This window comes from Corynebacterium sp. MSK041 (assembly GCF_030232265.1).
Classification (GTDB): Bacteria; Actinomycetota; Actinomycetes; order Mycobacteriales; family Mycobacteriaceae; genus Corynebacterium.
Genome location: NZ_JASPJK010000010.1, coordinates 52,684 through 74,364, shown reverse-complemented (window position 1 = coordinate 74,364; position 21,681 = coordinate 52,684). Strand labels below are relative to the sequence as shown.

Annotated in this window: 22 protein-coding genes; 11 read left to right on the top strand and 11 right to left on the bottom strand. The window is 60.8% G+C overall.

Annotated elements, in window-relative coordinates; translation table 11 throughout:
- Positions 1-58 precede the first annotated feature (58 nt).
- The 3 genes from menE to QP968_RS08660 all read left to right on the top strand — a co-directional run bounded on the left by menE (position 59) and on the right by QP968_RS08660 (position 2,767).
- The gene (gene menE, locus QP968_RS08670; protein ID WP_284856020.1) at positions 59-1,207 is read left to right on the top strand and encodes an o-succinylbenzoate--CoA ligase; all 1,149 of its coding nucleotides are present in this window, start codon (positions 59-61) and stop codon (positions 1,205-1,207) included.
- Between the two features lie 202 nt (positions 1,208-1,409).
- Positions 1,410-1,625 (top strand): helix-turn-helix transcriptional regulator, encoded by a 216-nt coding sequence (locus tag QP968_RS08665; protein ID WP_284856006.1) that lies wholly within the window; start codon positions 1,410-1,412, stop codon positions 1,623-1,625.
- Entirely contained in the window at positions 1,622-2,767 is a 1,146-nt protein-coding gene (locus tag QP968_RS08660) for a type II toxin-antitoxin system HipA family toxin (RefSeq protein WP_284856005.1), read from the top strand. The genes QP968_RS08665 and QP968_RS08660 overlap by 4 nt, the downstream gene beginning before the upstream one ends.
- Before the next feature lie 4 nt (positions 2,768-2,771).
- On the opposite strand, the gene QP968_RS08655 is transcribed toward QP968_RS08660, so the two are convergent.
- On the bottom strand, positions 2,772-3,653 hold the full coding sequence (locus QP968_RS08655; protein ID WP_284856004.1) for a glycosyltransferase: 882 nt from the start codon (positions 3,651-3,653) through the stop codon (positions 2,772-2,774).
- 100 nt (positions 3,654-3,753) lie between these two features.
- On the opposite strand from QP968_RS08655, the gene QP968_RS08650 reads away from it, so the two are divergent.
- The gene (locus QP968_RS08650; protein ID WP_284856019.1) at positions 3,754-4,725 is read left to right on the top strand and encodes a 1,4-dihydroxy-2-naphthoate polyprenyltransferase; all 972 of its coding nucleotides are present in this window, start codon (positions 3,754-3,756) and stop codon (positions 4,723-4,725) included.
- Positions 4,726-4,767: 42 nt separating this feature from the next.
- Positions 4,768-5,709 (top strand): AEC family transporter, encoded by a 942-nt coding sequence (locus QP968_RS08645; RefSeq protein WP_284856003.1) that lies wholly within the window; start codon positions 4,768-4,770, stop codon positions 5,707-5,709.
- A gap of 8 nt (positions 5,710-5,717) precedes the next feature.
- On the opposite strand, the gene QP968_RS08640 is transcribed toward QP968_RS08645, so the two are convergent.
- Positions 5,718-6,056, bottom strand: a complete 339-nt coding sequence (locus QP968_RS08640; RefSeq protein WP_284856002.1) for a DUF4229 domain-containing protein — start codon at positions 6,054-6,056, stop codon at positions 5,718-5,720.
- Positions 6,057-6,116: 60 nt separating this feature from the next.
- Here QP968_RS08640 and QP968_RS08635 point away from each other — a divergent pair, with 60 nt between their 5' ends.
- Positions 6,117-6,401 carry a hypothetical protein gene (locus QP968_RS08635; RefSeq protein ID WP_284856001.1) on the top strand — a complete coding sequence of 95 codons (285 nt, stop codon included), beginning with the start codon at positions 6,117-6,119 and terminating at the stop codon, positions 6,399-6,401.
- Between the two features lie 100 nt (positions 6,402-6,501).
- Here the strand turns inward: QP968_RS08635 and QP968_RS08630 are convergent, their stop codons facing one another.
- The 6 genes from QP968_RS08630 to QP968_RS08605 all read right to left on the bottom strand — a co-directional run bounded on the left by QP968_RS08630 (position 6,502) and on the right by QP968_RS08605 (position 11,717).
- Positions 6,502-6,750 (bottom strand): helix-turn-helix domain-containing protein, encoded by a 249-nt coding sequence (locus tag QP968_RS08630; protein WP_284856000.1) that lies wholly within the window; start codon positions 6,748-6,750, stop codon positions 6,502-6,504.
- Between the two features lie 116 nt (positions 6,751-6,866).
- On the bottom strand, positions 6,867-7,883 hold the full coding sequence (ccsB, locus tag QP968_RS08625) for a c-type cytochrome biogenesis protein CcsB (protein ID WP_284855999.1): 1,017 nt from the start codon (positions 7,881-7,883) through the stop codon (positions 6,867-6,869).
- Between the two features lie 61 nt (positions 7,884-7,944).
- Positions 7,945-9,651: a cytochrome c biogenesis protein ResB gene (locus QP968_RS08620; protein WP_284855998.1), complete on the bottom strand. Its 1,707-nt coding sequence runs from the start codon at positions 9,649-9,651 to the stop codon at positions 7,945-7,947.
- A 74-nt stretch (positions 9,652-9,725) separates the two neighbouring features.
- Positions 9,726-10,508 (bottom strand): cytochrome c biogenesis CcdA family protein, encoded by a 783-nt coding sequence (locus QP968_RS08615; protein ID WP_284855997.1) that lies wholly within the window; start codon positions 10,506-10,508, stop codon positions 9,726-9,728.
- Positions 10,509-11,108, bottom strand: coding sequence for a TlpA disulfide reductase family protein (locus QP968_RS08610; RefSeq protein ID WP_502870039.1), 600 nt, complete (start codon positions 11,106-11,108; stop codon positions 10,509-10,511).
- A complete protein-coding gene (locus tag QP968_RS08605) occupies positions 11,109-11,717 on the bottom strand; it encodes a histidine phosphatase family protein (protein ID WP_284855996.1) in 609 nt (202 codons plus the stop codon).
- 183 nt (positions 11,718-11,900) lie between these two features.
- Here QP968_RS08605 and QP968_RS08600 point away from each other — a divergent pair, with 183 nt between their 5' ends.
- The 5 genes from QP968_RS08600 to galK are packed head-to-tail and all read left to right on the top strand — an operon-like array spanning position 11,901 to position 17,085.
- A complete protein-coding gene (locus QP968_RS08600; RefSeq protein ID WP_284855995.1) occupies positions 11,901-12,794 on the top strand; it encodes an aldose 1-epimerase family protein in 894 nt (297 codons plus the stop codon).
- Between the two features lie 54 nt (positions 12,795-12,848).
- Positions 12,849-14,492: a sodium:solute symporter family protein gene (locus QP968_RS08595; RefSeq protein ID WP_284855994.1), complete on the top strand. Its 1,644-nt coding sequence runs from the start codon at positions 12,849-12,851 to the stop codon at positions 14,490-14,492.
- A gap of 14 nt (positions 14,493-14,506) precedes the next feature.
- Positions 14,507-14,767 (top strand): hypothetical protein, encoded by a 261-nt coding sequence (locus QP968_RS08590; RefSeq protein ID WP_284855993.1) that lies wholly within the window; start codon positions 14,507-14,509, stop codon positions 14,765-14,767.
- Positions 14,768-15,877: a galactose-1-phosphate uridylyltransferase gene (galT, locus tag QP968_RS08585; protein ID WP_284855992.1), complete on the top strand. Its 1,110-nt coding sequence runs from the start codon at positions 14,768-14,770 to the stop codon at positions 15,875-15,877. It begins immediately after the preceding gene.
- Positions 15,874-17,085, top strand: a complete 1,212-nt coding sequence (gene galK, locus QP968_RS08580; protein ID WP_284855991.1) for a galactokinase — start codon at positions 15,874-15,876, stop codon at positions 17,083-17,085. The genes galT and galK overlap by 4 nt, the downstream gene beginning before the upstream one ends.
- A gap of 14 nt (positions 17,086-17,099) precedes the next feature.
- On the opposite strand, the gene QP968_RS08575 is transcribed toward galK, so the two are convergent.
- Genes QP968_RS08575 through QP968_RS08565 form a run of 3 tightly spaced genes read right to left on the bottom strand, consistent with a single transcriptional unit; the run spans position 17,100 to position 21,664 of the window.
- Entirely contained in the window at positions 17,100-17,888 is a 789-nt protein-coding gene (locus QP968_RS08575) for a DedA family protein (protein WP_284855990.1), read from the bottom strand.
- Positions 17,889-17,919: 31 nt separating this feature from the next.
- Entirely contained in the window at positions 17,920-18,954 is a 1,035-nt protein-coding gene (locus QP968_RS08570; protein ID WP_284855989.1) for an FAD-dependent oxidoreductase, read from the bottom strand.
- Entirely contained in the window at positions 18,947-21,664 is a 2,718-nt protein-coding gene (locus QP968_RS08565) for a heavy metal translocating P-type ATPase (protein WP_284855988.1), read from the bottom strand. Before QP968_RS08565 ends, QP968_RS08570 begins: the two co-directional genes overlap by 8 nt.
- Positions 21,665-21,681: the final 17 nt, after the last annotated feature.

Here is a 21,681-nt window from a genome sequence, read left to right as displayed (position 1 = left end):
TATCCCGCTGCCCCAGCCCGACTCCTCCTCCCACAGGAGGAGATTGACTCACGCTAGGATGACGCGCGTGCCCAACATGCTCGAACTCCTCCCCGTTGACCTGGCTGATCCCCTGGCGATCATGCCGGACCTGGAAGCGGCGATCTCTGGCGAATGCGCGCTGCTCCCGGTCCCGGCGAATGACCCGACGCGGGCGGACAAACTCCGCGTGAGCATGCGCGCGGGCCAGTCCATCGCGGATGACATCGCAGTAGTGGTGGCTACCTCTGGTTCCACGGGCACGCCGAAGGGTGCACAGCTCACACCGGTGAATCTCATCTCCAGCGCCGATGCCACCCACCAGGCTTTGGGTGGCCCGGGCCAGTGGCTGCTGGCCATGCCGGCGCACCACATCGCGGGCCTGCAGGTCCTCGTGCGCAGCATGGTCGCCGGCGTCGAGCCGGAATTCGTCGACCTCACCGACGGCTTCCACACCTCTGACTTCGTCGCACGCGCCGAAACACTCGCCGCCACCGGCGACCGCATGTACACCTCGCTCGCCCCGATGCAGCTCAACAAGATCATGAGCACCCTCGCCGGGATCGAAGCCTTAAGGCTTTTCGACGCCATCTTGGTCGGCGGCGGCCGCATCAACCCGAAAATGCTCGACTCGGCAGCCAAACTGCGCATCAATGTGGTGACCACCTACGGCTCTTCTGAAACCTCCGGTGGCTGCGTGTACGACGGCCGCCCCATCGCCGGCGCCCACGTCCGCGTCCGCGATGGCCGTATTCACCTCGGCGGCCCCATGATCGCGCACGGCTACCGCAACCTGCCTGACCACGAGGCTTTTTCCGAACCAGGGTGGTTCATCACCTCCGATGCTGGTGAACTCACGGACGGGATTCTCACCGTCAGTGGACGTCTGGACAACCTCATTGAAACCGGCGGACTCAAACTCCAGCCTGAACTGCTTGAGGAGTTCATGCTCTCCCTCGACGGCGTCACCGGCGCCTGCGTCGTCGGTGTTCCCGACGACCGCTTCGGCCACCGCGTCTGCGCCGCCTACTCCGGCTCTGCCGAATTGGGTGACCTCATCGAGGCGTTTGATGATCTCCCCCGCTGGCAGATCCCCAAAGACCTCCGCCACTTCCGCATGATCCCCACCACCGGCCCCGGCAAACCCGACCGCCGAGCCGTCGCGGCAATCTTCGCCGGGGAGGTCTAAAGTCCCTGGCCCCGCCCACCAAATTCGGAACGCACGCACCGATCCAGCGTTCATCAAGACTCAGTCCGCCCGAGAATCACGAAATTCGGATCGCCCATTCCGTTTCTGGCGGCCCACAGGTAACCTGATACCACAACCAAGAAAATTCGGAACGGCCGCTCCGCCACGCCCACATCAAAACCACCACGAGAGGAGCCACCCCATGGATGTCAGCGCGCTTGGCCAGTTCGTTCGGGCCCAACGTAAACGCGTCGGCCTGACACAGGTAGACCTCGCCGACCTGGCGGGGGTGTCGGATCGTTTCCTGCGAGAGCTGGAGAAGGGCAAACCAACGGCCGAAGTGGGCAAGGTCTTCACCGTGCTATCCACCCTCGGCTTCGACTTAGAGCCACGGGTCCACCGGGGTGATCTGCTGTGATTGTCGCGGATGTGTACAAGGCAGGCGTGCTTGCCGGCTATTTCTCCAAGCAGCCAGGTGGTGTCACCGAGTTTCACTATGTGGCGGACGCCCCTGGCGCGGTCGCAACCAGTTTGCCTATTCAGGGTTCGCCTTACACCACGTTTGGTGGGGCGATTCCCCCGTTTTTCACCAATTTGCTGCCGGAAGGTCGGCGTCTTTCTAGCCTCAAGCGCACAGTGAAGGCATCGTTGGATGACGAACTGGCGTTGCTCCTTGCCGTTGGATCCAACACGGTTGGGGACGTTGTGGTGGTTCCCCATGGGCAGCAACCCCAGTCAACTTCCGCAGCCATCGATTTAGATGGTGAACTCGACTTTTCACAAGCACTGACCACCGCGGGGATCACCGACCCGATCGCCGTGCCGGGAGTGCAGGATAAAGCATCCGCCCGCACAATCGCGGCCCCAGTCCGCGGCGCTGGCACCGAGTACATTCTCAAAGTTTCGCCCCCTGAGTACCCACAGCTCGTGGAAAATGAAGCAGCGTGCTTCAGCATTGCCCGCACCGCAGGGTTTCCGTTAGCGCAGGTGCAATTGCTTACCGACACCTCCTCCCGCCCCGGCCTCCTCATCTCCCGCTTCGACCGCGTGGGGGTTGAACGGCTTCATGTCGAAGACGGCGCCCAGATCATGGGGCTCTACCCCAGTGAGAAGTACAACCCAGCAATGGAGGAGGTGGTGCAAGCACTTATGGCGGTGAGCTCTTCACCATTATTGACAGCTCGCAATCTCGCTTTTCAGGTGGCGTTGGCATGGCTGACGGGCAACGGCGATCTCCACGCCAAGAACATGTCATTGATCTGGCGCGATGGAATGGCAGAGGTCTCCCCCATCTACGACATTCCGTCCACCCTCCCCTACGGCGACACCACGATGGCACTGTCCATCCAGGGCAAAAAGGACAGCATCAGTGGAAAGATTTTTCGGGCTTTCTGCGCCGAGATCGGTTTGAATGCAAGGGCGACGGACTCTGTTATGCGTCTTGCCCTTGTCGCCACAGAGGATGCAGCAGAGCAGATTATTGCGGCGACTGACTTTGATGCCCGCCGCGCACGGGATCTCCGCCGCGTTCTGAGCCACCGCCGCCAACTATGGCTCTAGTGGGCTAGTCCTCGTCCGTGGGTTCGTTGAGAAGCACAGCGATGTCCTCATCGATGTACGTGGCTTCGAGTTGAACGTCATTGCCCCCACCCCACTGGTTGCTGCGCACTAGGGCTTGGCGCTGGGACATTGGGATGATGGAGAACTCTCGCGGGTGGGGGAACACCTGCCGGACGCGGTGGCCGGAGCGGAGGGCGCAGTGGTTGAGCCAGACGTCGTCCGCAAGCGGTGCTTTTCCTTGAAATTCCTTGCCGCGAGCAGCGACGAATTCCACCATCGACGCTGGGTAGATCACTCCGGACACGCCGGTGGCGAAGTGGCGGAAGGAGGGGTCTGTGGTGAAGGTGGCGGTCCAGAGGCGGTACGGAGCGAGGGCGGCCTCGTTCATCGTGATCGTGTGCGCACGGTAGGCAACAACGTTGCGCGGGGATGCGTCCGCCGCATTCAGTAGCTTTTCCACGAACCACCGCGGATACATCATGTCATCATCCACCGTGATCACGCGCACGCCCTTGCCAGCGAACTCTTGGAAGGTGCCGTAGTACTTAGTGTGCGGGCCGTACTTGCCGTCAGAGCACCGCACATCGAGGCCGCGTTGAACCAGGCGCTTCAACCTCGGTGGCCACGGGCCATTGAAGTCCTCCGCATCGAGCCACAAGATCACCGGCAGGCGCACCGTCCCCACGAGGAGCGACGCGATGGCGTACACCGCGGTGGACAGGCGTTTGCCGTAGGTGGTCAGGGAAATGACGGTGTCCCCCTCCCTTGCCGTGGATGCGTCGGGGAACGACAATGCGTGCGCCTTTGTTGCCAACAACAAACCCGGTTGGCGCGCGAAAGTGCCCGCCGTGTGGAGCACCTGGCGGACGGCATAGTCGATCCACATGAAGCGCTACTTTATCCCAGCTTCCCTCCGCGCCCACTTTGAGTGCATGATGGACAACATGGATTCCGCGCCCCTTAGCCCTTCCTCCGACCCTGCTGACATGCCAGAAGATAGTGGATCAGCTACTTTCCGTGACTGGTGGCAGGCGGCACGCCCGCACACGTGGTTCAACGCGGTAGCCCCCGTTGTCGTGGGTACTGGTGCAGCGGCTTATGAGTTCTGGTGGAGCCTCCCCCTAGCCTTCTTGGCGCTCATCGTGTCCATGGGGCTCATCATTGGTGTGAACTACGCCAATGACTATTCCGACGGCGTGCGCGGGACCGATGATGACCGTTCGGGCCCCGCGCGCCTGACCGCTTCCGGGAAAACCCGCCCGGAGAACGTGAAGCGGGCTGCGTTCATCTCTTTTGGTATTGCCGGCCTTGCTGGCCTGGTGCTAGCGCTGATCTCTGAACCGTGGCTCATCCTCGTTGGCGCGGTGTGCATTCTTGCCGCGTGGTTTTATACCGGTGGGAAGAACCCGTACGGCTATCGGGGTTTGGGCGAGGTCGCCGTATTCATCTTCTTCGGCCTCGTGGCGGTGCTGGGCACCCAGTTCACGCAGTCACTCACCGTGACGTGGGTGGGCGTGGCGTGTGCCGTGGCGGTGGGTGCGATCTCCGCGGCAATCAACCTGGCCAACAACATCCGAGACATCCCCACGGATAAGGAAGCTGGGAAGGTCACCCTCGCTGTAAAGCTCGGGGATAAGCGCGCCCGCATCCTGTTTAGTGTGCTGACCCTGGTCCCCTTCGTCGTTACGCTTATTTTGGCCACAACCCTTCTCACGACGTTGCTCGCTCTCGTGGCGCTGCCGTGGGCGATCAGCTCGATCATGGTGGTTCAACGTGGCGCGCAAGGCCCGGATCTCATCCCCGTTCTGGGGCGCAATGGGCGCGCCATGCTGGTGTGGTCCCTGGTCACTGCGGTCGCACTCACCGCTGCCTCCCCCATGTGGTGGGTGGGTGAAACAGTCCCTTACACCGTGGATGGATACCAGGACTTTGGGTGGACCGTCTACATCGACCGGTAGCCAAAGCAAGCTTTTCGACGTTTCCCAAGGAGGCGCTTTTACGTGGTTGATGTCTTAACCGGCTTCGCCATCATCTTCGTGGTGATCGGCGCTGGTTATGTGCTCGCGCAAAGAGGAGTCATTGGCGCTGGGGATCAGCGCCTCATGTTCAACCGCGTCGCGTACTGGGTTGCCTCCCCGGCACTGCTGTTCACCACGGTGGCAACCTCTGATGCGGCGACGTTTATCTCCCCCGTCGTGGTCGTGGTGTTCATTGCCACCGCGATCACCATGGCGGTGTTCTGGGTAATCTCCCGGCTGTTCTTCCAGGCAGATGTGCCAACGCGGATGGCTGGCGCTGCGTCCGCTAGTTACTTCAACTCGGTGAATATCGGGTTGCCCATTGCCATTTACGTCATCGGTGATGCCGCCTACATGCCGCCGGTGCTGCTCATGCAGATGGTGATTGTCTCCCCCATCGTCATCGCTGGCTTAAGCGCGGACCCCACCGCACCGGGGTCCCGTGGGCGGAATGCGTGGGAAGCCGTGAAATCAGGGCTGACTGCTCCCGTTGTTGTGGCACCGCTCCTTGGCTTGGTGTTCGCGTCAATGGAGTGGACAATTCCGGACCCAGTGATGGCGCCACTGGAAATTCTGGCGGGTGCTTCCATCCCCATGATCCTCATGAGCTTCGGCGCCAGCCTCCGCGGCGGCGCGGTGCTGTCACCGGGGCCGGATCGGCCAGCGACGATCACCGCGTCGTTCTTGAAACTCGCGGTGATGCCCGCTGTCGCCTGGGCTGTTGGCGTGGCGGCTGGCATTGAAGGTTCAGCACTCTACGCCGCGGTCATTCTGTCGGCTCTGCCCACCGCCCAAAACGTGTACAACTACACCGCGAACTTCCGCGCCGGTGAGACCGTGGCGCGAGACACCGTGTTCATCACCACGTTCTTGTCGCTGCCCGCGATGGTGGTCATCGCGTTGCTGTTTGGCAAAGGAATCTGAGACGGGCGTTAACGCCCCGCCAGCTCATCACTCACCCACTGCTTACGGGCCTTGCGCTGGCTATTCCACACCGCCATCGCCTCGGTGGCTTCAACGCGTTGTTTGGTAAACACCAGCATGGACAGCGGGAACGCCACGATCAGGGCCAGCAGCGCCGACATGACAATGGGCACCGGCGCATCAATCACCACAGCCACGATCTGAATGACCACGGCAAGCAGAACGAAAAGGCCGAACCGCAGCGCCCCGTACTTCAACGCGGCGCGGTTAGCGCGCGAGCGGGCCTCCGGGTCAACGGTTGGCGCGGAGTCTGTGGTCTGGTTCGTCTTTGGGTCTGTCACAGCCATTGACCTTAGCCGTCCCTGGCGTTGTGTGGCGAACCAGTTCAAGCCAGTATGTTGGAAGGCATGGGTCGGTTAATTCTTTTGCTTCTGATCGTTCTGGCCGTCTGGCTGCTATGGCGCGCTTTCGGCCCAGGCAGTTCTGAACGCTACGGCCCGCTGCGGACCAAGAATGTGCAGCAGCCGCCCGCCATTAAAGGGCCGGACGATGATGAAGAGTTCCTGTGGAACATTGAGAAGAACCGGTTCAAAGAACGCCGCGCAAAGGAAGAAGCCGAGCGCCGCGTCCGGGAGGAAGAGGAACGCCGGCTGCGCCGCGAGCAGCAGCGAGAAAAGGAACAAGACGACTAGAGGGCCAGCGCTACACAGATCCTGATCTGCTGCAGGAATTCATTAAACTCGCTGGACATGCGACCGACTTTCCAAAGTCGATCACAACTATCCCCCGCAACTATTTCTTTTCTGTCCATTGCGGCTCAAGCCCCAGGGCCTGGGCGACGGCAACGACCTTCTCCCAGCGCACCCCGGCACCGCCACGTTCGATGGTGTGCAGCGTTGAGCGCGAGACGCCTGCGGCATCAGCGACTTCCTGCTGTAGGCGACCAGCCTCACGCCGGTACTGGGCAAGGGCGGCGCCGAGTTCAATCAAGACGGGGATGTCGCTGGCGGGCTTGCCTTGTTTATTGCGGGGATTAGGCACGCGAGGGCTCCTTCATGGGCAGGGCATAACAGAGTTCTAACAGGGTTTCAGCGGACTAACCATCCGAAAACCTAACTTGTTATTACAAGATACCCGCCCCTGAGGATTTTTACAGGCTAATTGAGCCCCGCGTAGGAGTGAAGGCCAGATGCAACGAGGTTGATGAAGAACAAGTTGAAGATACTTGTTGCAAAAGCAGCCACGTTGATCCACGCCGCCTTGGCGTTCTTCCAGCCGGCGGTAGCGCGGGCGTGGAGGTACGCGGCGTAGAGGATCCAGGTGATCAGGGCGACGGTTTCCTTCGGGTCCCAACCCCAGAAGCGACCCCATGCGACCTCACCCCAGATCGCGCCGAGCATGATGCCAATACCGAAGACAGGCAGGGTGATAATCGCGGTGCGGTAGGCGTAAGAATCCAGCTTCTTAGCGCTGGGCAGAGGCTTCGCAATCGCGCCGAAGAAGCCCTTCTCCTCCCCGCGCGGCTGCCAGATGCGCAGCAGGTACAGCAGGGAGAACATGCCGGAGATCAGGCCGATGGAAGCACCCACGGACACGGTGGACACGTGGAAGGGGTACCAGAAGCTCTGCAGTGCAGGCACGAGCGGAGCAGCCTGGGCATACAGCACGGTGGCGGCTAGGAAGAGCAGCACGATGTTCGGTGCGAGCAGCCACGGCCAGGTGGTGTGCCAGCCACGACGTTGGATGATCACGGCGGCGGCCACCATGGTCACAGCGGTCGAGGTGATCACAAACTCGTACATGTTGCCCATGGGGAAACGGCTCACGGACATGCCACGCGTGACCACAGCGACCACGTGGAAGATGATGCCCACCCACGTCAGGTACTGGGTGCTGCCAGCCATCTTGCGGGCGCGCAGGCGAGCGGCATCAATGTCCTCGTCAGTAACGGTGATGCTGCCTAGTTCAGACGAACGTGGCTTCTCCACCCCAGCACCGCCACCGACAGCGACGAGTTCTTTCTCCTCCACCGCAGCACGCTCACGCTTGAGGTCGATGACGGCCTGCGCGCGCATGTAGTGAATGCAGGAAAGAATCAGGCAAACAATATAAACAGCGAATGCCGTACGCAGCGACAAATCGGAAACGTCGGCGAGGGTGGAGTTGACCAACATGCGAATAACCCTACTCCACGCGCCCTCAACGCACCAAGGCTGTGGGGCATATCACTGCACGTCAGTGCCACTCTTCGGCATCAGAGTCGTCGTCAAGCTCAGCCTCGTGTGGGGCGCCATCGAGCTCTTGCTTATCGACGCCCCGGAGCACCGCCTCCACCACCTCATCAAACTCACTGCCCCACCCGGCGCGATCCGTTCGGGCGAGTCCTGCGAGTTCAATGTGCGTTCCGCCAGCAGCGGAAGGGGTGAAACGGACCCACACGCGGCGACGTTTGATCAGCAAAGAACCAACGAGGGAACCCAGCAACAGGGTGGTGACAACGAGTGCCCAGCCCTGGGTGGGGTCGCGGGAGATTTGGTAGTTGGCGTATTCAGCGGCGCCGTCGAAACGCACGGTGATCTCCCCTCCTTCGGGGTTATCCCCTGCGGGAATGGTGACCTCCTCACCAGCACTAAGCATCACTCGTTCCACCCGCTCCAGTTCACCGGAGGCGATGAGGGATTGGTCGAGCTCGAAGAGATTCTGCGGGCGGCCGGTGTCCAGGCCGGCATCACCGATGTACAAGTCGAGGGAGACCGCCGGATCATTCATGGATGGGAAAGCCGACTGGAGCATGTCCCCGTTCGGGCCCGTCCACGCGGCGGTGGGGGCGAAGACGCCCTCAATGGCAATCTGGTTTTGGCGGCGCTCCATCAAATCCGGGTACATGCCCGCCGGCGGGTCAAAGCGCATGACGCCGGTGGACAGGAAGAAGGTCAGATCCGTGGGGCGGAACTGAATCATCTGGGTGCGTGTTTCACCGTTAGGCCACGTCACGGTGATCTGCGGGGCAAAACCGTGGCCCTGCAGATACACGCGGTCCCCACCCACACGCAGCGGGTGGTTTACCCGCAGGGTGTAGTCCTCCCAACCGCGCTGGTTCTCCCCCGGGTTCTTCGGCGGAGTGGAAGCCATCGCCTCCCCTTCCGCATAGGAGACCGTGGAGGAGAACGTGTCTGCCTGGCCATTGGGCAGGTAATCCGCGGTGAAGTCGTGGGAGACGAAGCAGAAGGGGGTGAGCCCGGTGCCGTCGAAAAGCGGGCCGGCGCGGAAGGTATCAAAGTTGGCGGGGGACGTATTGCAGAATTCGCGCGACTGCTCCACGGGCACCGCGAACTCTGATTCTGAATTGGTTACCACGATGACCTGGCCTTCGTAGAACACCATCCGGCCGAACGCGAAGACCGCGATGATGGCCACGATGGCCACGTGGAAGATGAGGTTGGCCAGCTCACGCGAATAACCGCGCTCCGCGGAGATGGACACAGCACCCGCGCGATCTTCCTTAGCGGTGTACTCCGCCACCCGCCAGCGCTTGAACTGGGCTTTGGCGTGCTGCACTGCCTCTTCGAGCGGCACATCCACATCACCATCAGCATGGAATGGCATGCGGTGCAGGTACTTCGGCGCGCGCGTCGGCTTCGCCTTGTACGCGCGGTAATGGTCGATAGAACGCGGAATGATGCAGCCGATCAAGGAGATGATCAGCAAAGTCAGCAGCGCCACAAAGAAGGGGGAGGCGAACACATCGAACAAACTCAATGCGTCATAGATCTTGCCCATCGTCGGGTTCGCCGCGATGTACTCATCCACCTTGCTGGCGTTTACTTCCCGCTGAGGCAACAGCGCACCCGGCACCGCAACGACGGACAGCAGGAACAACAACACCAGCGCCGTGCGCATGCTGGTCAACCAGTGCCAGGTGCGCTTAGCCCACAATGTCATGGCAGACCTTGCGGAAGAGTTCGCGGAGGGTTTCGCGGGAGAGAGCATAAGAATCTATCGACTATTCAGTAGTTCTAGAGCACGGTGGCGCCGTAACCGAAAACCAGCTGGCGGGTCCAGGAGATGAACACATTCCAGGCCCCGGTGAGCAGCAACAAACCAACCAGCACCATGGCAACACCGCCGATGATTTGGATGGTACGCGAATGCTTACGCAAAAAGCCCACGGCCTCCACCATCTTGGCGGAGCCCAGTGCCAGGAGCAGGAAGGGAATGCCCAGGCCAAGGCAATAAGCAATCACCAGCACGATGCCACGAGCAGCGGTCATGCCTTCGGTGCCCACGGAGACTGAAATCACCGCGCCGAGAGTGGGGCCCACGCACGGTGTCCAACCGAGCGCGAACACACCGCCGAGCAGCGGCGCACCCAACCACGTGGCCCACTTCTTAGGCTGCATGCGGGTGTCTTTCTGCAGAATCGGCACACTCCCCATGAACACCAGGCCCATGATGATGGTCACCACACCACCGATGCGCATCAAGGTGTCAGAATTCAACGCAATAACACTGATAGCACCGAAGACTGTCACCGTGGCCAGCAGGAACACCGCGGTAAAGCCCGCAATGAACAGCGCCGCTGCAACAACCACCGCTCCCTGGCGGCGTTTGCCCACGGTTATTTCCCCGTCTTTCATCTTCACTTCCCCACCGACAATGCCGGTGAGGTACGACAGGTACCCCGGCACCAGTGGGATCACGCAGGGGGACGCAAAGGACACGAGACCGGCCACGGCTGCTGCGAAGAAACCCGCGAAAAGCGGGCCGTTAGAAACTAGGTCCGCAAACGTATGACCCATTTAGTTCTCACCCGCCAGGCGGTCCGTGACCTCAATGATCTCGGACGCGGTTACCTCACGCAGGAACACTGCCGCGGGGCGGTGCTGCTTGTCCAGGATGATCGTGGTGGGAATGACGGAGGTGGGAATACCACCCAAGGCCGCGGCAGTCCGGAAAGGCGGGTCATAGATGGACGGGTACGTCACCCCGTTGTCCGTGAGAAAGTCCCGGGAGATTTCCGGCTGGTAGTCACGGACGTTGATGCCCAGGATCGTGCCGGAGGGCTTGCCGTCCACAGTCTGGCCAGTCAAGTGTTCCTGCACCTCCTGCAGGTCATCCACCTCCGCACGGCACGGCGCGCACCACTGGCCCCATGCGTTGAGCACCACCATCTGTCCTTCAAAGTCCGACAAGGAAATCTGCGTGCCCGGCTCCATCAAAGACTCGCCGGAAAATTCCGACAAGGGAGCACGATCCGCCTCGTCGTAGAAAATCTCTACCTGGCCGCCGGGTGAGTGGAAGGCAAAAGTCTCACTCGAACCAGGCACAGCGCAGGCAGACATCCCGAACGCGCCGAGGAGTGCCACGCTTGACAGAACCATGGCATGAAAGCGACGCATCTAAATCCCCTTCGCTGGTTCAGCGTAGGACCAGGACTTCAGGGTGTCCCCTTCAAAGACCAAGGAGGTCACACTGGCCAAGTCACACTTTCGCGTCGCCGGACTATGTGGCAAAGGCTTGCCTTGGGCCCAACGCTGCACCATCACGATGGGCAGCTGATGGGACACGAGCACTGCTTCATGGCCCTCAGCCTCAGCCCGAGCCTTATCCACGGCGCGTCGCATCCGCTCCAGAATCTCCGTATACGGCTCACCCCAGCTGGGCTTCAACGGGTTGACCATGTGGCGCCACCGGATCGGGTTGAACAGCTGGCTACGAAGCCCCTTCGTGCGCAGCCCCTCGAAGATATTGCCGGACTCAATGAGGTCCCGGTTCGTTTGAATCTCCAACCCAAGCACTTCTGCGATCGGTGCCGCGGTTTCCTGCACGCGCTCCAGCGGGGACGCTGCCAGGTAGGTCACGTCCTTGCCTTCAAAGCTCGCGGCGGTACGTGCCGCCATGGAGCGGCCACGGGAACTCAAGTGAAAATCAGGGAGTCGCCCGTAGAGCAATTTCTGCGGGTTGTGCACTTCCCCGTGTCGGACGAGGTGGACAACGGTCTCAACCATGACAAGCCCTCCTCTTTAAAACTGCAGTTTTCATGGAATTGCTGGACGCAGGGGGTGCGTCCGATTAAGTCAAAGTGTGCCTGGGACATAGTCACGGACACAAACCCAGACACAACGCGATTACTAATCCTATTGGTTGATACTGGTTGCATGCAGGAGGGTGCACCCGTGGATAATTGATGCATGGGTGCCCAGACAATTCCGGAAGTCACGCTTCGACAGGACGCGGACCACGAGGTCACCGCAATTATTACGGCCTCAAGTGCTGCTATTCGACGTTTGGAGGTAGACGAACGCCCTTTACTCAAGAGCTTCGACCCCACTCCCCGACCACCGGGTGCAGCCAATATTGTGCTGGCACCGTGGCCAAACCGCGTCGCGGATGCAACGTTCACCTTCAACGGCGTGACCCACCAATTGGAGGTCACCGAAGCTGAACGTGGGCATGCCATCCACGGGTTCACGTGGGGGCGGATCTTCGACATCGTGGATCACACGGACAACAGCGCGACGCTGCGCACCGTCCTGGGCCCGGAGCCTGGCTGGCCGTGGCAGATTGAGCTCACCGTGACGTACACGCTGACGGATACCGGGATCACCGGCACGATGACAGCGCGCAACATCACCCCGGCTGACAGTGACCACGGCCCCGCACCATGCGCTTTGGGTGTGCACACCTACTTAGACCCCCAGGGTGCACCTCTCGATGAGTGCACGCTGCACCACACCATCGAAGAGCGCCAACCGGTGGACTCCCGCAACATTCCCACCGGCCCACGCCAACCGTGGCCGGCCAGCCCGATGCACATGAACGGGGTGTACCTCGACGACGCGGGGTTTGATTCGGTGGAACACCCACACGTTGCCCGGCTGGTGGATGGGGATGGGCGCGGGGTGGAACTAGAGGCGCACGCAAACATGCCCTGGACCCAAATCTTCACCTCCCCGCAGCGGGAGTTGGCTGTCGAACCGATGACCGCGCCTCCGAATGCCTTGGCCACGGGCGAAGACCTGACCGTGCTGGAACCTGGTGAGCGTATAAGCGTGAGCTGGACCGTGCGGGCGATTAATAATTGAACAACGAGTAACTAAATACGGAACCCGTAACTCAACAGAAAGCGAGTGTCCGCCATGGATACAGCCCTCAGGCTCGACGCCTCCTGGGTCGACTACATGCTCGTCGCGGTATTTTTCGCGTTCGTGCTGGGGATTGGATGGGCCGCGAAGCGCGGCGTGTCCTCGTCGATTGATTTCTTCCTCTCCGGCCGCGGGCTACCCGCCTGGATCACCGGTTTGGCCTTCATCTCGGCGAACCTCGGCGCGGTGGAGATCATCGGCATGTCTGCCAATGGTGTGGAATACGGCGTGCAGACCATGCACTATTTCTGGATCGGCGCCGTGCCCGCCATGATCTTCCTCGGCATTGTGATGATGCCGTTCTACTACGGCTCCAAAGTCCGCTCCGTCCCGGAATTCATGCTCAAACGCTTCGGCCCGGCCGCACACTTGGTTAATGCGATTTCCTTCGCGGTCGCACAGCTACTCATCGCCGGCGTGAACCTGTTCCTGCTGGCCACGGTGGTGGAAGCACTGCTGGGTTGGCCGCTGTGGTCAACGCTCGTTGTTGCCGCCGTGATCGTGCTGGCCTACATCACACTGGGTGGTCTGTCTGCAGCGATCTACAACGAGGTGCTGCAGTTCTTCGTCATCGTTGCCGCGCTGCTGCCACTGACCATCATTGGTCTGCGCCACGTGGGTGGCTGGAGTGGACTGAAGGAAGCTATCAACGATCCGAGCCACTTCTCCACCTGGCCTGGCCAAGACATCTCCGGATTCAACAACCCGGTGTGGTCCGTCGTGGGTATCGTGTTCGGCCTCGGCTTCGTGCTGTCCTTCGGTTACTGGACCACCAACTTCGTTGAAGTTCAGCGCGCTATGGCGTCTGATTCGTTGTCCTCGGCGCGCAAGACTCCGATCATCGGCGCATTTCCCAAGATGTTCATCCCCTTCATCGTGGTTGTGCCGGGAATGGTCGCGTCCGTCCTGGTCACCCCGATCATGGAGGGTGCTGCCAATCCGAATGATGCGGTGCTGTACCTCATGCGCGATTTGCTGCCCAATGGTCTTCTCGGCGTGGGTATCGCTGGCCTGCTGGCTGCATTCATGGCCGGTATGGCAGCGAATATTTCGTCCTTCAACACCGTGTTCAGCTATGACCTGTGGCAGACCTACGTGGTCAAGGACAAGGACGATGATTACTACCTGCGCGTTGGCCGCCTGGCCACCGTCGGCGCAACCGTGATCGCTGTTTTTACGGCGCTGCTCGCCGCAAACTTTGGCAACATCATGGACTACCTGCAAACGCTGTTCGGCTTCTTCAACGCCCCGCTGTTTGCCACCTTCATCCTGGGTATGTTCTGGAAGCGAATGACCCCGCACGCCGGTTGGTCCGGCCTGGTGGCAGGTACCGCTGCCGCCATCATCTTCTGGGCTTGCTCGTTGGGCGAAGACCCGCTGGTTAGCCTGCCGGGCCAGGGCACCGCATTCGTCGCTGCCTCCCTGGCGTTCACAGTGGACATCCTCGTGTCCGTCATCGTATCCCTGTTCACCACCCCGAAGCCGGATGAGGAGCTCGTGGGCTTTGTCCGCAGCGTCACCCCGAAGGACCAGCTCGTTGATGCTTCTGAGGCCGCCCTGCCGTGGTACCAGCGCACCATCCCGCTTGGTGTGATCGCTCTTGTCCTTGTCATCGGCCTGAACTTGATGTTCCTCTAAAGGAAGTGATTCTTATGGCTAATTCACAAGCAGAAACCGCAACGTTTGATATCCGCAACGTCATTGGCGCGCTGCTGGGTTTCTATGGGATCGTGCTGATCATCTGCTCCTTCATACTCGACCCGGGATTCAATGTGGACGAGAAGATCCCTAAAGAATCCAGCGACAATCTGTGGGTGGGCATCGCCCTTGCTGTCACTGCGCTGGTGTTCTTCCTGTGGGCACGGTTGCGCCCAATCGCCTTCAACCCCGACACATTGGAAGCAGCAGAGTAGATGACTGAGTTGAAGATCACGCGCACGACATTGTCTGATGGCCGTGAGCTCATCTACTTTGATGAGCCCGGCACACCGGACCGCACCGCCACCGATGAGCGCGGATTGCCGGAGGTTCTCACCGAGTCCTGGATGCGGCGTGACCCGCTCACCGGTGAGTGGGCGATTTATGCCGCGCACCGACAGAACCGGACCTTCCTCCCGCCCGCGAATGAGGACCCGTTGGCCCCCACACGCCCCGGCCAGAAGCCGAGTGAGATCCCAGAGGATGACTACCAGGTTGTCGTGTTTGAAAACCGCTTCCCGTCCTTGAGCATGCGGTTGGATGTGCCGGAGGGGTATAGCCCGTTCGTCGATAGCCAAGAGCTTTTCGAGCGCGCTCCTGCGTGGTCACGCTGCGAGGTTGTGTGTTTCACGCCGGACGCGAATGGCTCATTCAAGGATCTGCCACTTACCCGCAAGCGCGCGCTTATCGACGTCTGGGCCCACCGCACCGCCGAACTCTCCGCCCTCGAACCGGTCAAAGCCGTCTTCCCGTTTGAGAACCGCGGTGAGGAAATCGGCGTGACCTTGCACCATCCGCACGGTCAGATTTATTCCTACCCGTTCGTCCCACCCCGCATGGCCGCGATTGCACGCCAGGCACAGTCTCATCGCGCAGCGCATGGCACATCGCTTTTCGACGCGCTCTTGGCCGCCGAACTCACCTCCGCCCGCCGCATCATCGAGGAGACGGACCACTTTGTGGTGTTCACTCCCGCCGCGGCGAAGTGGCCACTAGAAGTCATGGTGATGGCTAAGCGTGCGGTGCCGAATTTCGCTGAACTGACCACTGCTGAACGTGATGATCTTGCGGTGATCTGCGACAAGCTCTTCATCGCTGTGGATCAGTTCTTCCCCGGCATTGAACGCACCCCGTACATCGCCGCATGGAACCAAGCGCCGGTGGATGCCCCGGAGGATGGGCGCTTCCACCTCCAGCTGTTCTCTCTCATGCGCTCCCCCGGCCGCATGAAGTTCTTGGCTGGGAGTGAATCCGGCATGGGCGCGTGGATCAATGACACCACCCCTGAGGTCATCGCCACCACGTTGAAGGAGGCCTACCAGTGATTGTTTCTTCCACCCGCAGCCCCGACCGTCTCAGCACCGATGCGCGAGCATTCTTCACTGAGCACATTGGCGGCACCGCCACCGGAGTGTGGGTTGCTCCTGGCCGGGTGAACCTCATCGGTGATCACGTGGACTATGCCTTCGGTGTGTGCCTGCCCTTTGCCACCACCATGGCCACCGCCGTGGCTGCCCGCGCGCGGGAGGACAGCATTGTGCGTATGGTCTCCCACTCCCCCAACGGCGAGATCCTCGATGCCGAAGTGGATCTGGCAGAACTCTCTACCGCCAGCTCGGAGTCTGACTGCTTGCCTGATTGGCGTGGCTACATCGCCGGCACTGTCCATGCCCTCATCGGTGATGCCACATCCGGCCTGGACATCGCGGTGATCTCCGATGTGCCGTTGGGTTCTGGTCTATCTAGCTCCGCTGCTTTGGAGTGCGCTGTTGCTGTTGCCGTGCGTGACCTACTAGCGCCGGAGACGACTGATGATCAGATCATCGCCGCCACCATGCGCGCTGAGAACCACTACGTGGGTGCTAACACCGGTGGCTTGGACCAAAACGCCGTGGTTCGTGGCCGTGAAGGTTTTGCCCTGGCCCTCGATTTCCTGGCTGGCACCCACGAGCAGGTTCCGTGCAATTGGGAGGGCTACCAGCTCCTTGTCTCTGACAGCCGTGTTGAACACTCCCACGTGACGGGCGAGTACAGCTCCCGGCGCGGTCTCATCGACCAGGTTGCTGCTGCCCTTGACTGCACGTTCCGTGAGGACGATGTGGTGGACCGCGCCGTGGAATGGGCATCTTCAGCTGGATCCGGTGCCACTGACCTCACTGCAGACGTCGTACGTCGCCGTGTGCGCCACGTACACACGGAAACCGCCCGCACTCTCCGTGCGATTGCGGCACTCAAGGCTGGCGATATCCCTCAGTTTGGTCAGCTGATGAATGAAAGCCACGCCTCTTTGCGTGATGATTTTGAGATCGTCCCGGACGCCCTCGAAACCGCGGTTCAAACTGCCCTGTCCACTGGTGCAGTGGGCGCCCGCATCACCGGTGGTGGTTTTGGTGGGTCCATCATCGCCCTATGCCGAGATGAGGATGTTGATGCGGTGGCCGCAGCTATCACTGCTGACACCACCGCCCAAGGCCACCCCACTCCGGTGATCTACGCGACCAGTGCGCAGGATGGCGCCCGGCGCGTGGATTAGCTCGCGGTATCAGATCACGCTTTGCGTGTGGTCTTGGACTGCCCGCGGAAGACACCGAAGAACACCACGACGATAAGACCGATGGCGATCCAGTTGGCCACCTTCGAGTACTGCTCAAGCACGAACACGACGGGCTCGCCGATCGACCAGCCCAGGCCGAAGTAGAGGAAGGACCACATGGTCTTCGCCACAAAGTCGAGGACCATGAACTTCTTCACATCCATACCGGTTGCACCGCACAAAACAAAGACAACGAACGCGATGGGCAACGGGATGGGCAAGTATGCCAGGAAAATGGCTACCCAGCCGAGGCGGTGGAACCAGCCTTCCACGCGCTTGAAATTCTTCTCCGTGCGCTTGGAGTTTTGCGCCTGCACCTCCAAAATGCCGCGGCCCCACAGTTTGCCAGCCCACCAGTACACCCAGTCAAACTTGATGTTCACCAGCGAACCAATGAGCAGAAACCACAACCAGCCTGGTGCTTCACCCACCGCGGCGAGCGCGCCCGTGGAGGCCGCACCAATGCGCGAGCCCGTCACCGCCAGCAAGATCGGTGGATCCAAACCGAGCAGCCACGCGCGCAGCGGGATCATGGACATGCCAAAGATGCCCACGAAACCAAACCAGGCCAGGCACCAGTAGTCCGACTTCGTCGGCTTAGAGTTCCACGGCAGACCGGGTTGCTCCCACCATTCGGGTTCTTCTTTGTCCGAACCTTCTGGCACACCTGACGTATCTGGTTGATCGGGTTCCACCGGATCAGCCATCTCCTCGTTGCCTGTTGGCTCCTGCTCTTTGTGCATGGCACCCAAAACTACACGGGGTTGAAGCGATCTACGCAGTGGGCACTTCATCCGCGGTCGCACGGGCATGGGCGATGACATTGGGGATGCCGGGGCCGCTTACCCATGCGCCGGTTGCAGAGATACCGGGGATCTGCGCGATCATTTCGTCTGCTTCGGTGGCCGCAGCCTTGTTGGCATCGGTGGCTTCCGGGAAGGCACCGAACCAGCGTTGGACGTAGATTTCTTCCAGTCCGGCAGCACGGCCATCAAAGCCGGTGACCTTTGTCAGGTCATCTAGGGCCCAATCCACCAGGTCATCCTCATCCGCATGCGCTTCGGCATTGAGAGTTGCGCGGACCAGTGCACCCTCGCGCTGCGCGAGATGTGGCCAACGCTGGGAAGAGAACACGAAAGATTCGGTATGGACGCCTTGCGCACCGTCCCCACCGTCCACAATGCGGATCTCCGCAGCCTCTGGCAAGCCCTCGCCGGTGGCAAAGCGCATGCCCACCACAACCCTGTTGGCCAACTTCACTTTCGCCAACGCTTGTGCAGCATCCGCATCCACTTGCTTGAGCAAAAGCGCGGCGGTCGGTGCCGGCACAGCCAGGACAACGTGGTCGTACAGCTTGTCTTCCCCACCTTTGAGGCGGAAGCCCTCTTTGCCGCTTTCCTTATCCGTCGCACGCGTGATGCCGGAGATGAACGCATCAATGTAAATATCAGCACCGGATTCCTCCGCGAGCTTCTCCGTTAGCTCCTGGAGGCCGTGGCGGAAGGTGGTGGTGCGGGGGACGTCGATAAGCGAAAGCTCCTTGCCATCCCACAGCATGGTTGGCGCATCGCTGGGTTCGACGAGGGACCCGGTGAGGCCGAGCTTCTCGACGAATGCGCGCGTGACGTCGGTGGGAATGAAAGATTCCGCACCGATGTCCGTGGGGCCACCTTCGAATGCGACGGTATGGAGTTTGCCGCCGATGCGATCGGTTGCTTCATACACATCGACGCTCGCGCCCCTAATGTGCTTGGCCGCGGTGAGCCCTGCCAACCCGGCACCGATAACAGCGATGTTTGTTTTAGCCATTGTTCTCTCCGTTGACCAGTTCAGAAATAGTCTCCGGCTCCACGCGATCCTCATTCGGGAAACTACGCGCGCGCATAGACAACCCCTCGATGAGCAGCGAAGAACCAAGCATGAGCACGGTTGCCGCGATCGGCGGAATGACACCGGCCACCGCACACACCAACATGAGGCCGTTGTAGATCCACGCCAGCGCCAAGTTGCGGTCAATGACCTCACACACCTTGCGGGCGTGCGACACAAGCTGCGGCACCGCCATCACATCATGGCGCAACAACACCGCAGACACCGTGCGCCCGCGACGGCGGGAAAACTCCAGCTCCTCCGAATCCGCATACATGATGCTCACCGTTGCTGCGCGCAGCGCATCACGTACGGACGCATCACCGACCAAAGCGACCTCCGCCCCCGCCGCCTGAAGGTTGCGGATTGCCCCGGCCTTCCGGTTATTCGTAATACCCGCCAGCACGTTGGAGATACCCAAGAAATCCGCAAAACGACGAGCCACCGGGTACGTATCCCGCGTGAGCATCACCGTTTCCACGCCCATCTGCTCCAAGCGGGACACAGCCTCATCGGCGTCGTCCTTGAACGGGTCATACAACGTGATCACGCCACGGTCCTTGCCCTTCCACCGCACAACCACGGGGGTACCGCCCGAGGTGGCAGCCACCGCCAAACGGCCACGCAGGTGAGACAGATTCACCGGCCGCCACAACAAGGCATCAACCTGGGTGGATGTCTCACGGCCCTCCTCATCCACAAACACCAGATTCACGCGCGCGCTCACATCACCGCTCGGCTCCGTGGCCACATTCACCAATTCATAGCGCGTGGGTAGATCCGGATTGTTGTCCGTCTGAGTCTTCGCCTCACGTGCCCCCTGCACCAGCGCGCGCCCGGCCGGGGTGTCCGATTCCATGGACACCGCACCGGCGATGCGGAGGATCATCTCCTCGCTCTCCCCTTCCGCCGGTGTCACCGTTTCCACACACATCTGGGACTTTGCCAGGGTGCCCACGCGGTTGAACACAACCGTGTCCACCGTCTCCAACGAACGCAGCGTATTACCATCACGCAACAACACACCGTTGCGCGCCGCGGACTCAATACCCAACCGCAGCGCCAACGCTGGGGACAATGCCAACGCCACCGGTGCGACGCCAGCTAGAACCGCCAAAGAAGTACGCAAAGCCGCGTTGTAATCGCCCGAAATCAAGCCCCACAAAATGAAACTGAAAAAGGCCACGGTCATAGATACCGGCAACAGCCGTGCAGCACTCTGGGCATACTGGACCGAGGCATACCGCTGACGTACCTCTACATCCCGCAGCCACTGCATCACCACCAACCAGCGCGTTGCATGGCCGGTGCGCTGCGCACGCACCTTGATCTCCCCGGATTCAATCACGGAACCGGCATAGACGGTAGAGCCGACTTTGACGTCGTTGGGCTCGTGGACGTCGATAAGCCCCTGCTTCAAACGAGCCTTGCCACCGATGACCTTGCCGTCAGCAGGAATGACCTCACCAACATGCACCACAATGTCATCGCCGCGGTTGATCTCAGCGACCGGGATGAGCTCCTTATCAATCTCCGCGCGCCCACGCATTTTATTAATGCGGATGTACTCAACCTCCGGGTTGAGTGATTGATCCGCCATCTCATCAATCAACAACCGGCGCGCACGAATGGAATACCTCCGGCCGATGAGCAGCAACAACGTGATCCCGCACGCCACATCCAGGAACAACTCGGGGCCATGATCCGTACCCAACGTCGTAGCAAACCACGTGAACCCTGAATGCCCACCACGCTGCCCCGTCGGCGCGAGAAGAATCACCGCGGCGGACCACAAATAAGCAATGATGATGGCCACAGAACTCGCGCCATCAAGCGCCGTAATACCGCGCCGCACACCACCCGCCAGCGCACGGTGGAAAGGAAACGCACACCACGTGACTACCGGGGTGGCCAAGGCGAGCTCAATCCACTGCCAGCCATCAAACTGCGCCGCCTGAACATACGCCAGCACCAACACCGGAAGAGTGAGCACCAGCGCAACCCACATGCGCGCCGGCGTAATCAGATCACGTGCGGTGTACAGAACATCGTCTTTCCTGTCCCGCTTCACCGGGTCCTTGCTCTGGTTCTTCCGCTGCGCCTCCTCGCGTCGCGCCCGCGGACCGAAACCCGCCTGCCGCGCTCGATCCAAGGAACGCTGTGCTGAACGACGGCGACGACGCAACTGAATCGGAACATCCTTTGTTGCCTTACGCCGCACATAATGCTCAGCACTTTCCACCGCCGCCGCGTAACGGAACATCGACGTATCAGTCAACGAAGCCTCAATGCCAAGCTCCGCAAACTTATCGACGATCACCCCCGGCCTCGTATCCACCGTCGCCGTCACCCACGCCGTTTTACGCGGATGAACCACACGGCACTCCACCCCGTCGAGCTCTTCCACCGCGGCCTCAACCATGTCAATATCCGGCGCCGGTGGCAGATTCTTCAACACGAAGGAATAGGACACATGTGGCCTGTCCTCAACATCCGCCGCAAACCAAACGGATGCCTCCCCCGGCTTTTCTTCCACGCCAATACCCGCCTCACGCGCAGCATCCATCGCATCCTGGATGGAACGGCCAAGCTGCTCATGGGACTCCGTCACCGGGTCCGGGTGTTCACCGTTGTTCTCTGGGTTGGTCATGGCTACTCTTTGCTCTT